This is a genomic window from Bifidobacterium sp. UTCIF-1, assembly GCF_006408915.1.
Lineage (GTDB): Bacteria > Actinomycetota > Actinomycetes > Actinomycetales > Bifidobacteriaceae > Bifidobacterium > Bifidobacterium reuteri.
On record NZ_JFAG01000034.1, the window covers coordinates 1 to 11,939 of the forward strand.

8 protein-coding genes and 1 pseudogene are annotated in these 11,939 nt (G+C 56.6%); 7 read left to right on the forward strand and 2 right to left on the reverse strand.

Features of this window, described 5'->3' with window-relative positions:
* Positions 1–321: hypothetical protein (locus BW09_RS11010; protein WP_219846531.1), on the forward strand; the 321-nt coding region annotated here is incomplete at its 5' end.
* Between the two features lie 31 nt (positions 322–352).
* Here BW09_RS11010 and BW09_RS10450 read toward each other — a convergent pair.
* Positions 353–838 (reverse strand): DUF1643 domain-containing protein, encoded by a 486-nt coding sequence (locus BW09_RS10450; protein ID WP_081886658.1) that lies wholly within the window; start codon positions 836–838, stop codon positions 353–355.
* 274 nt (positions 839–1,112) lie between these two features.
* The gene (locus BW09_RS10455; RefSeq protein WP_238567048.1) at positions 1,113–2,156 is read right to left on the reverse strand and encodes a YafY family protein; all 1,044 of its coding nucleotides are present in this window, start codon (positions 2,154–2,156) and stop codon (positions 1,113–1,115) included.
* Positions 2,157–2,438: 282 nt separating this feature from the next.
* Between BW09_RS10455 and BW09_RS11360 the strand changes: the two are divergent.
* The 6 genes and pseudogenes from BW09_RS11360 to BW09_RS10480 form a co-directional block, all read left to right on the forward strand.
* Positions 2,439–3,023: pseudogene (locus tag BW09_RS11360) on the forward strand (PHP domain-containing protein); the annotation flags it as partial.
* 273 nt (positions 3,024–3,296) lie between these two features.
* On the forward strand, positions 3,297–4,154 hold the full coding sequence (locus BW09_RS11235; protein ID WP_258185084.1) for a hypothetical protein: 858 nt from the start codon (positions 3,297–3,299) through the stop codon (positions 4,152–4,154).
* Positions 4,155–4,248: 94 nt separating this feature from the next.
* Positions 4,249–7,803 carry a DNA polymerase III subunit alpha gene (gene dnaE, locus BW09_RS10465; RefSeq protein ID WP_044090320.1) on the forward strand — a complete coding sequence of 1,185 codons (3,555 nt, stop codon included), beginning with the start codon at positions 4,249–4,251 and terminating at the stop codon, positions 7,801–7,803.
* Positions 7,804–7,995: 192 nt separating this feature from the next.
* The gene (locus BW09_RS10470; protein WP_044090319.1) at positions 7,996–8,448 is read left to right on the forward strand and encodes a DUF4186 domain-containing protein; all 453 of its coding nucleotides are present in this window, start codon (positions 7,996–7,998) and stop codon (positions 8,446–8,448) included.
* Between the two features lie 111 nt (positions 8,449–8,559).
* Positions 8,560–9,444: an aldo/keto reductase gene (locus tag BW09_RS10475; RefSeq protein WP_140464160.1), complete on the forward strand. Its 885-nt coding sequence runs from the start codon at positions 8,560–8,562 to the stop codon at positions 9,442–9,444.
* Positions 9,445–9,590: 146 nt separating this feature from the next.
* Complete coding sequence (locus BW09_RS10480) at positions 9,591–11,468, forward strand: oleate hydratase (RefSeq protein WP_044090317.1); 1,878 nt, start codon at positions 9,591–9,593, stop codon at positions 11,466–11,468.
* Positions 11,469–11,939 lie beyond the last annotated feature (471 nt).

Genomic DNA, 11,939 nt, shown 5'->3' on the forward strand with positions numbered 1-11,939 from the left:
GGAATAAGTGATGTATTGAGAAAAGTAGGTATCGACTTAAACGAGGTCATGCTTATGAAGCATGAGCACAATCAGGCGGAGAAATATCGGTTATTAAAGATGATCGATGACTACACCCGTGTACAAGAAGATCGGCCTATATCTCGGAATCGTCCTTACTGGATGGTGTTTACTGCGGAGAATGGCAATAGAGCTAGATTTTATGCTTTATATCACAATAATAGGCGTCATCTGCTTCAGCCTGGGATGCTCCCGGATGGATATCCCTCGGAAGGGGCTCGATGCGGTCAGGATTATCAGTATGATCTTGAGTCGGTTTGATGTCTTTAATTGGTATTAACTTGCTATAACCCTAATCATAGGGCCAAGGCTCTGGATGCTGTTTGTATGAAAGACGAGCTGGGTGCTTAGGGCTTCCATTCTTATTGGTTCCCAAACATTCGACGGGATGGCCGATAATCGCCATTACCTTATTGACTCGATTGGGTTGTGCGTTATTGCCCCACGCGACAATGATTCTAATGCCTGTTGATGCCATAGTTGCCAGTATTTCATCATTCTGAGGTCCGACGGGAAATCCCTTAGCTTTAAGTTCTTTGGGATATGTTGTTCGGTATGCGTATAGGTTGTACATGCTGACCGATCCGTATCCCCATCGTTTGGCATATTCGACACAGTGTTCTACGGTGCGGTCATCGATATTCGAATCCGCAGTTGATGGATTGAGCAGAATGAATGCGATGGATGGTAGAGCTTCATCCCATACGCGGCTGAGTTCATAACGGTAATTGCCGTCTTCGCTGATTTGCGCCGATGATCGGATATATGTATCGGACATCACTAAGAAGAGTCTCCTGTTTAGCGTGTGCTTTATGCATGCGAATGGTTCTTATTGTAGCTGGACGGTGACAATGACGGTGTTGCCTTCGTTGCCGAGGGTTGCAGTGCTGCCGGTTTGTGATTCGGTTGTATCTGCTAGTTTCCTCCGGGAAGACTGGTTGCATATTCTTGGGGTGGATGCTGCTTGAATGATTCATAATTATCGCTCTGTCTCTGATATGCCCTTTATGTATCTCCTAATCGTATGTGTTGAAAAACAAAGAGATAGATATCTACCGTTCTGATGTCCCATAACGGTTGAGAAGCGTATGGCCGGCTCGGAGCAATTCACTGCGTAGGGACTGGGGTTCGAGCACCGTGATATGGACCCCGCTGTTGGTGTACTGCAGGGCCCAGAAGGCCGTGGCCCATTGCGGTGCCTTGATGACCACCTCGTAGACGTTCTTCTCTATTTGCGTCACTTTCGCGTCATTGAACCAATCGAATACGGGCTCCAATCCTCCCTCGACGCGTAAACGTATGGGGACTGCCTCACCATCGATGGGATAGGGGCGTTCGTTCATGAAGGCCGCGATGTCTATGGGATTTCCTGCATCGTCGGTGAAGCTATCGAACGTACGTTGAATAGAGTGGTTGACGTCTTCTACCCGGAGATTCCGGATACGCTCAACATGAAGATATGACAGGTCGTCATAGGGTTGCAGATGGCAGATGAGATAGTATTTCTCATTCTTGTATCGAAGATTGTAGGGGTCGGCGGTATATTCCTTCGGCTTGCCTGCTGCGTCGATGCGGGGGATCAGTTCCCCGTTGACGTCATAAGTGCAATAGTGGAAGTGTATCTGGCGCTCATGAGCTATGGCGTCGTTGAGTTGCTCCACATTGCTCAAGAATTCCCGATTGTAGTGAGGCGGAGTGAGCAGGGTACCAAGACCGTCAAGTTGCCCGGAGCGGCCCGCGAAGGCGTACACCTTGGCAATGAGGTCCCTGAGATATTCGCCGTCCGAACGAGATAATGCGGCTCCATCCGCAAGCAATCTCATCTGGGCGGTATCGAATATGGATTCGATATACCAGCCGGTCTTTGTGTCGATGCTTTGCGCGTTGATGAGATCCTTCCGCTCCAGCTTTCCGACTTTTCGACCGAACGGTTCGATTGCCGCTAGGGTGTGCAGATGACCTCGGACGGTCTTCTCGGTTACTCCCAGTTGCCTGCTGATCCATACGGCCGAGACCCCATGCTCCCGATCGGTGTGCGCGTCAAGCAGCTCAAGAATCTCCACGACGATTTCAGCCGTGGAAGGTGCGCTTTTCATTGATCCATACATACACTCCACCTCTCAGAAGTCCATTCTCCAAGCCTTCCATGGCGACTTTCTTGAGCGCCATTATAAGTTGGCGGACGGCAGGTGAAGTCTCATAGCTTCTCAACGGGGTGGGGCGAGGCGATGCCGACAATGCCGATGTCCTCATCATGTTCGAGCTGCACATAACCGGATATTTCGTCAACAAAAGGATTGACAAACAGTAGATATGTACTGTTCTTCTCGTCGAGATGTGATGATCGGCATACGATACATTTTCCGGAAAGGACATTAATGACGAGCGGTGATGGTTTCGTGCATCTGCATGTGCACAGTTCATTCTCGATGATTGACGGGGGTTCATCCATCAGCGAATTGGTCCAGACGGCAGTGGACATGGGGCAGCCCGCTATCGGATTAACCGATCACGGTGTGGTGAACGGACTGTTCGACTTCTGGAAGACCTGCCGACAGACAGGGATACAGCCGGTACTCGGATTGGAGGCATACGTCACCCCCGAAACTGATCGGCGTGATACGTCACCAGTCTCATGGGATCCGACTCCGCGCCGGCGTCGGAATCCCGATGATGTCGGAGGGAATGGAAGGTTCACCCATCTGAGTTTGTGGGCGGAAACGGACGAAGGGCTGGGAAACATGTTCTCGATGTCATCCGCCGCGAATCTCGAAGGCAGAGTCGGACGATATCCACGAATGGATCGTGAACTGTTGTCACGGTATGCCGCAGGCCTGATCTGCGGCTCTGGTTGTCCGTCGGGGGCGATTCAGACGAGATTGCGGCTGGGGCAATTCGACGACGCCCTCCGTATGGCAGGCGATCTTCAGGACATCTTCGGACGGGGGAGTTTCTTCGTTGAAATCATGGATCACGGACTGGAGATGGAACGGCGGGTGCGGTCCGGTCTGCTTGAAATTGCCCGCAAACTCGATGCTCCCATAGTGGCGACCGCAGACGTGCATTATGCGAGTCCTGCGGCCCGGATAGCTCAGGAGATGCGCATGTGCATCGAATACGGTGACAGTTGGAACAATCCATCTCGATTCCGACTTGCCGGAGAAAGGTATCACCTACTGTCCGGACATGAGATGAGAAGTCTGTTCGCGGACATTCCTGAGGCATGTGACAATACGTTGCTTATCGCCGAACGATGCCGGGCCGGTTTTCATCCTCAAGCTGAAGGTTCGTTGATGCCGACCCATAATTATGGTCCGGAAGAATCTGCAGCCAGTGCTCTACGTCGGATGGTCGAGGCCGGGGTGGACCGTCTGCATGGTGCGATGACCGATGATATCAGGAAACGTATGGAGCAGGAACTGTACGCACTCGGACTTGTGCATGCGGAGGAGTATCTGCTGGCGGTCGCGGACATGAAGCAACAACTTGAGGAATCGGGTTACGTGTTCGCCGACAGTGAAGGAAGAGCAAGGGCCAGTCTCGTGTGCCATGCATTGGGCATCACTCAAACGAACCCGATGGAGCTTGGCATGTCGGCGGGCCGTTTCATCAATGGGAGGAATCCGAAATTCCCTGTGGTGACGCTGCGCGGCGAATCGGGGATAGCCCCGCTCGCGTTGAAGGTGATGCGCGAACGATACGGGGAGGAGGGCCATGTGGCACCCACAGTGGAGTACGTGAAGTACGGGTTGGCGAAAGCCATCAGAGCGGTGTCCGGCGCACTCGGACAACAGCATGATGTATCCTCCGGTGCGGAGGCAATCGGCGACTGGATGCACGATGAACGACTCAGGGATGTAGAGGATCGCATAGCACAATTCCCGCAGAGGCGATTCGTCCGTGAAGGGTCCATCGTGCTCAGTGCCCGCCCTCTGTCGGAATTCACATCCCTCATCCAACAAGTGGATGGAACCGTTGCCGTCGCATTCGATTCGCACACATGTACGGAACTGGGGCTGCCGAGAGTGAACATCTTGGGATCCACTGCTTTAGCGCGCAGCAAGAATAAACGACAGTTCGACACCTTATTTTGATCCGCAAAAGCATTGCCCGCTGACGCATATTGTTCCTGCGCGGGGAATCAGGACATATCCATAGCCGACAAGACTCTAAGGTATGGTTGACCTCATGGCTGAAACCGGGAACTTCGTACATCTGCATAATCACACGCACTATTCGCTGCTGGACGGTGCCTCGAAGATTCCCGCATTGGCGAAGCGCGTCGCCGAGTTGGGCATGCCGGCCGTCGCCATCACCGACCATGGCAACATGCATGGCGCCTACGAGATGTACACCAACTGCGTGTCCAATGGAGTCAAGCCGATCATCGGCATCGAGGCGTATGTCACGCCGGAAACCGCTCGTCAGGACAAGTCGCGCGTGCACTGGGGCACGGAAGCCCAGCGCCGCGATGACGTCTCTGGCGGCGGTCTGATTACTCATATGACGATGTGGGCCGAAAATGACGAGGGTCTGGTCAATCTGATCAAAGCCAGTTCCGAGGCGAACCTTGAAGGTCGCGTCCAACGCTATCCGCGTATGGACAAGGAGGTGCTCTCCACCTACTCCAAGGGTGTAATCGCGTCCTCCGGCTGCCCCTCGGGCATAATCCAGACTCGTCTGCGACTGGGACAGTTCGATGAGGCGCTGCGTGCGGCAGGTGAGATGCAGGACATCTTCGGCAGGGATAATTTCTTTATCGAGTTGATGGATCATGGCCTGAAGATCGAGACGCAGGTGACCCGGGACCTGCTCGACATCGCGAAGAGGCTGAACGCACCGCTGCTGGCCACCAACGATTCGCATTACGTGCATGCCGAAGACGCGGGTGCACAGGACGCCATGCTGTGCATCAACTCCGGTTCACGATTGGATGACCCCGACCGATTCAAATTCGACGGTACGGGTTATTACATCAAGACGGCGGAGGAGATGCGCGAGCTGTTCAAGGAATTCCCGGAAGCATGCGACAATACGCTGCGCATCGCGGAACGCTGCAACGTGATGTTCGACGATCACGAGGACGGCGCGTTCATGCCACGCTTCGAATGCCCGGAAGGCTGGGATGAGACCAGCCTGTTCTTGAAGAAGGTGGAGGAAGGCCTCGAAAAGCGGTATGACGGCCATCCGCCGCTGGAGGTGCTCAAACAGGCCGACTATGAGTGCGGCGTGATTTGCCAGATGCAGTTCTGCGGCTACTTCCTCGTCGTGGCCGACTACATCCAGTGGGCCAAGGACCACGGCATCATGGTGGGGCCGGGCCGTGGTTCGGCGGCAGGCGCCATGGTGGCCTACGCGATGGGCATCACCGAGTTGGATCCGTTGCAGCACGGTCTGATTTTCGAGAGGTTCCTGAACCCGGAGCGCGTCTCCCTGCCGGATATCGACGTGGACTTCGACCCGGAGGGGCGCGCCCGCGTGATCGAGTACTGCGGTGAGAAGTACGGCACCGACAAGGTGGCGCAGTGCGTGATCTACGGCACCATCAAGACCAAGCAGGCGTTGAAGGACTCCGCCCGCATCATGGGCTACGAATTCTCGGTGGGCGAGAAAGTCACCAAGGCGCTGCCTCCTGCCGCGACCGGCGGCAAGGACATCAGCCTGCACGACATCTTCGATCCCACGGCGAAACGGTACGCCGAGGCCCGCGAGTTCCGCGAGATGTACGAGTCCGACCCGGATGCGCGGCGCATCACCGACGAGGCGAAGGGCATCGAGGGCCTGATCCGCCAGACCGGCGTGCATGCGTGCGCGACGATCATGGGCAGCGCGCCGATCACGGACACGTCGCCCCTGCTGGAGCGCACCGACGGCACCATCACCACCACGTTCGAGTACCATACGTGCGAGACGCTGGGTCTGGTGAAGATGGACTTCCTGGGCCTGTCCAACTTGACGGTGATCCATGACACGTTGAGGAACATCGAGGCGAACGGCAAGCCTGCCATTGATTACACGAAGATCCCACTGGACGACAAGGAAACCTACCAGCTTCTTTCGCGAGGCGACACGCTGGGCGTGTTCCAGCTTGATTCCGACGGCATGCGCTCGTTGCTCAAGACCCTGCGGCCTGACAATTTCAACGACATCTCCGCATTGATTGCCCTGTACCGTCCGGGCCCGATGTCGATGGATTCGCACACCAACTACGCCAAGCGCAAGAACGGTCTGCAGAAGATCACGCCTATTCATCCCGAGCTTGAGGAACCGCTCAAGCAGGTGCTCGATGAGACGTACGGCCTGATCATCTACCAGGAGCAGGTGCAGTCAGCCGCGCGTATCCTGGCCGGCTACTCCCTCGGCAAGGCCGACGTGCTGCGCCGAGCGATGGGCAAGAAGAAGCCGGAGGTGCTGGCCAAGGAGAAGGTACCGTTCTTCGCCGGCATGAAGGAACACGGCTACTCCGAGGAAGCCGCCAACGCGGTATGGGACATTCTGGTCCCGTTCTCCGGATACGCGTTCAACAAGGCGCATTCCGCCGCCTACGGTCTGATTTCGTATTGGACCGCGTATCTCAAGACCCATTATCCGGTCGAGTTCATGGCCGCCCTCCTGCAGGGCGCGGCCACCAACAAGGACAAGACCGCCCTCTATCTGGGCGAGGCTCGTCGCATGGGCATCCAGGTGCTCTCCCCGGACGTCAATGAATCGGTATACGAGTATTCCGCAGTCGGCGACGTCGTGCGATTCGGCCTCGGTGCAATCCGCAACGTGGGAGAGAAGGCGGTGGCCGATATCATCGCCGAACGTGAAGGCCCGCGCGGCAGGTTCGTGAACTTCATGGATTTCATCCGTCGAGTGCCGTTGACCGCGCTGAACAAGCGCCTGGTCGAATCCCTGATCAAAGCCGGCGCTTTCGACTCCATCGACCCGAATCGTCGGGCGTTGTTCACGGTGCATGAAGCGGCCATCGATTCGGTGGTGAGCCTGAAACGCAAGCAGGCGGAAGGCCAGTTCGACCTGTTCGCCGACACCGAGGACGGGGGAGCGGAGGCCATGGGTGATGCCTCCGTCACGGTGCCGGACGTCGAGGAATGGGACAAGAAGACCAAACTCAACTTCGAACGCGAGATGCTCGGCCTGTACGTGTCCGACCACCCGCTCTCTGGCATGCAGTCGATATTGGCGTCCCTGCGCGAGATGTCCATCGCGCATCTCATCGACCGCGCCAAAACCATGCCCGACGGCCAGCAGGTCACCCTCGCCGGCCTCGTGACCGGCGTTGATCGGCGTGTCTCCAAGAAAGGCAACCCCTGGGCCATCGTGACCATCGAGGACATGGAAAGCTCGATTCAATGCATGTTCTTCGGCAAGGTATATGAGGCAGCGGCTTCGGAACTTGCCGTCGACGCCGTGGTGCAGATTCGCGGCCAGGTCGAACTTCGTGACGAAACGGTGTCACTGAGAGCTACGGAAATGCAGGTGCCGACTTTGGAGGCCGAGGATGAGCGCCCCCTGTTGATCACATTGCCGATTGCGGCTTTGGAGCGTGATCGCATGTCGCGTCTCGGTCAGGTGCTCGCCAGCCATCCCGGTTATAGCGAAGTGCATCTTGCAATCATGGACGATAAGGGCAATGCTCGAGTGCTGACGTTCGGTGATCGATTCCGTGTGAAACGAGATACCTCTCTGTTCGCGGAGATTAAGATTCTGTTCGGTCCGAGCTGTTTGCCTGCCGCCTGAGGGTAAGTTGCGGGTACTACTGATCTGTCTCGCAATTGTCTAAGTGGCATTGGACCCTGCGTTGCCGTGAAACAAACAGAGGTGGTACTTCGGCCCCCTCTGATGAGGGGGCTGTCAGCGAAGCTGACTGGGGGAGAGACAGAAGATGCAGTGCTCAATTATTAGCAAAACAAGCCACTACCATATAGAACTGTGGACGATGCAGAACAGCACGGTGCGGAGCACGAAGAGCAACGCTGGATAGCGGAAACCTTGGGACGGTTATCTCATTCGAAGTTTCGCGCCAAGTTCATATTGAGCGACAAGGACCGCGCCTATGCGCGCGACAAGGGCAAGGTGGTCATCAATCGCCATGCACATGAGATGCTGCGCGACCGGGTCGGTGCGGCAGAGCCGAAGAACGACGGCAGACAGACGCCATGGCGCGGCCATCCGGTATTCACCGCGCAGCATGCCACGGCCACCTGCTGCCGTGGGTGCATCGAGAAGTGGCATCGCATTCCTCAAGGACGCACATTGACCGACGACGAGGTGGACCGTCTCGCCGACCTCGTCATGGCATGGATTGAACGCGACCTCGTGAATCACCCCGTCCATCCGGTTCACGATGCCCAACCCGTCCATTCCGCTCACCCGCTCCGTTAGTCGAGGACAAGCCGAAAGCGAATGACGAAATAGGCGTGGGCAAGGGCGGCAGCGGAGCACCGCAGGAGTAGCATGAAGGCGGAAATCCGTTTCCATAGCGAAAGGATCGTCATGAGCGAACAGCAACTGGTTTCCCCCGAACTGACGTTGAACGACAAGGCGCATTCCGTGATTCCCCAGATCGGATTCGGTACATTCCAGATTCCTCCCGAGGATACCCAGCGGGCGGTCGAGGAGGCACTGGAGATCGGATACCGCCACATCGACACCGCCGCAGCCTATTACAACGAGGAGCAGGTGGGCGACGCGCTCAAGGCCACTGGCATGGCCGGTAAAGTATGGGTTACCACCAAGCTGCGCAACTGCGATCAAGGCTACGACTCCGCCATGGTGGCGTTCGAGGAATCCCGCCGCAAGCTGAAGGTGGATGTCGTCGACATGTATCTGATTCACTGGCCCTTCCCCGCAGCCGGTTTCTACAAGGAGACATGGCGCGCGTTGCTCAGACTGCGCGATGAAGGCGTGATTCGCGTGCCGGGCGTCAGCAATTTCCTGCCTGAGCATCTGCGCGGCATTATCGAAGATTCCGGCGAGGCGCCAGCGGTCAACCAGATTGAGGTGCATCCGCGTTATTCCCAGCCGGGCAATCTCAAGTACTGCAAGGCTCATGGCATTGTCACCGAGGCATACAGCCCACTGGGCCACGGCAAGGACATCGAATCTGCTCCTGTGATTGCGTCTGCCAAGGCACATGGCGTCACGCCGGCGCAGGTGGTGTTGCGTTGGCATACCCAGGAGGGCCGTATCGTCATTCCGAAGTCCAAGCATGTGGATCGCATGAAGATGAATCTGGCCAGTGCCGCTTTTGACCTGACTGATGCCGAGCTCGCAGCCATCGACGCGCTTGATGATCCGCATGCCAACGTCAGCGCCAACCCGGCCACGTTCACGCACTCCCAGTCATGGGCCGACCAGCACGTGCGCGGCAACATCTGATCCATTGACTCCCCTCGTATCAGGGGAGTTTTCTGAAATCCCACACAACGCCGACAGTTGCCTATAGCGAATCGGCAAATAATGCGACAATATGTCTATACAAGAAGTTGACGGAATGTCAACACACTCTCCAAAGGAGGAGCATCATGTACTACTCGAACGGCAATTATGAAGCGTTCGCCCGTCCGAAGAAGCCTGCCGGAGTCGATCGGAAATCCGCCTACATCATCGGGACAGGTCTTGCCGCACTATCTGCGGCGTGCTATCTGGTGCGCGACGGTCAGATGCCAGGTGACCACATCCATATCTTCGAAAAGGATTCGGTACCCGGCGGTGCCTGCGATGGTGCCGAGATCCCCGGCCTCGGCTACGTGATGCGCGGCGGTCGTGAGATGGACAACCATTTCGAGGTGATGTGGGATCTGTTCCGATCCATCCCCTCCATCGAGACCGAAGGCATCTCCGTGCTGGACGAGTACTACTGGCTCAACAAGGAGGATCCGAACTACTCCCTATGCCGAGCCACCAAGGATCTCGGCAAGGACGCCGGCACCAACGGCAAGTTCGGGCTGTCCGACAAGGCCTCGCAAGAGATCATGAAACTGTTCTTCACTCCTGACGAGGAATTGTATGACAAGCCGATCACCGATTTCTTCGACGACGAGGTGCTGAACTCCAACTTCTGGATGTACTGGCGCACGATGTTCGCTTTCGAGAACTGGCACTCTGCGCTCGAGATGAAGCTGTACATCAAGCGCTACATTCATCACATCGGCGGTCTGCCGGACTTCTCCGCACTGCGTTTCACCCGCTACAACCAGTACGAGTCGATGATTCTGCCGATGGTCAAGTACTTGGAAAGCCATGGCGTGCAATTCCACTACAACACCAAGGTCGATAACGTCGAATTCGCCATCGGCGGCGGAGATGGGCCGAAGCGTGAGCATACCGGCGTCGGTCAGGACACGATTCTGAAGATCCAGGCGACTTCCGGTGTCTTCAAGCGCAATCCGTACTCCAGCCCCACCAAGAAACTCGCCGTACGCATCGACCTTGATCATGAGGGCGAGAAGTCATCGATCGATCTGACCGAGAACGATTACGTATTCATCACCAACGGCGGTTGCGTGGAGAACTCCACCATGGGCTCGCAGCACTCGCCAGCCGCTTGGAATCCGGACCTGAAGCCCGGCGGTGGCTGGGATATGTGGCGCAATATCGCGCGTCAGGATCCCAGCTTCGGTCATCCCGACAAGTTCTGCTCCGATCCGCAGGCCACCAAATGGATGAGCGCCACCGTCACCACGCTTGACGGGGAGATTCCGCCGTATATCAAGCGCATCTGCAAACGCGACCCCTTCACCGGTCATGTGGTGACGGGCGGCATCGTCACCGTCACCGACTCCAACTGGTTGATGAGCTGGACGCTCAACCGTCAGCAGCAGTTCCGTGACCAGCCCAAGGACCAGCTGTGCGTGTGGGTGTACGGCCTGTTCCCCGACAAGCCCGGCAACTACATCAAGAAGCCGATGACCGAATGCACGGGTGAGGAGATCTGCGAAGAGTGGCTCTACCACATGGGTGTGCCGACCGACAAGATCGAGGCGCTTGCCAAGAGCCACGCCAACACCGTACCGGTCATGATGCCGTACATCACAGCGTTCTTCATGCCACGTGCCGCCGGTGATCGTCCGGACGTGGTGCCGGATGGCGCCGTGAACTTCGCGTTCCTCGGTCAGTTCGCCGAAACCCCACGCGACACGATCTTTACTACCGAGTATTCGATGCGCACCGGCATGGAGGCGGTGTATACCCTGCTCGATGTCGATCGCGGTGTGCCGGAGGTGTGGGGCAGTGTCTATGACGTGCGCAACCTGCTGAACGCCACGGTCAAACTGCGTGATGGCAAGCCGGTGGCCGATATGAAACTCAACTTCATCGAAAAGGCTGTGCTCGGCAAGGTGCTGAAGAAGCTCGACGGCACCGACATCGTCACCCTGCTACGCGAGTATCACGTCATCTGACCATCCCTGGGCGGCAATCGGTTTTCTCCGGTTGCCGCCTTTTTCGTGGTCTGTGCTGCAACGATTCTGCCGTGTTTTGCTCGTGCATCGGTCGATTGGCGTGAGTGTGACACAATCGTTGTTGTTGCTCGTGGGTTTGCGTGTGGGTGAATTGTTGGGGAACACGCCGGTGGGGAGTGGTTGTTGGGTGGTTTTCGGTTGTTTGCGGCGGTATATTGGCGGTGTCGGGGGTCGAAAACGTTGTTTTCGACACGCCGGGGGAACGCAGTCGTTTCAACGGTTCTGGCGTGGTTCTCGCATGCCGGTTTGCGTTTGTTCTTGTGTTCGTGTAAGTTATCTACTCGCTGCCGCTGAGCGGTTCGGGTTTCCTCCTGATGGTTGGTTTCCGGATCGGTTTGTGTGTGGTGGTGGTTTGAGAACTCAAGAGCGTGTTTGTACTACTTTTTAGAGTCGTTTTTTGATTGCCAGTCC

Coding starts and splice junctions, on each gene's coding strand:
- BW09_RS10450 (WP_081886658.1), bottom strand. CDS start 838: ATGTCCGATACATATATCCGATCATCGGCGCAAATCAGCGAAGACGGC.
- BW09_RS10455 (WP_238567048.1), bottom strand. CDS start 2,156: ATGAAAAGCGCACCTTCCACGGCTGAAATCGTCGTGGAGATTCTTGAG.
- dnaE (WP_044090320.1), top strand. CDS start 4,249: ATGGCTGAAACCGGGAACTTCGTACATCTGCATAATCACACGCACTAT.
- BW09_RS10475 (WP_140464160.1), top strand. CDS start 8,560: ATGAGCGAACAGCAACTGGTTTCCCCCGAACTGACGTTGAACGACAAG.
- BW09_RS10480 (WP_044090317.1), top strand. CDS start 9,591: ATGTACTACTCGAACGGCAATTATGAAGCGTTCGCCCGTCCGAAGAAG.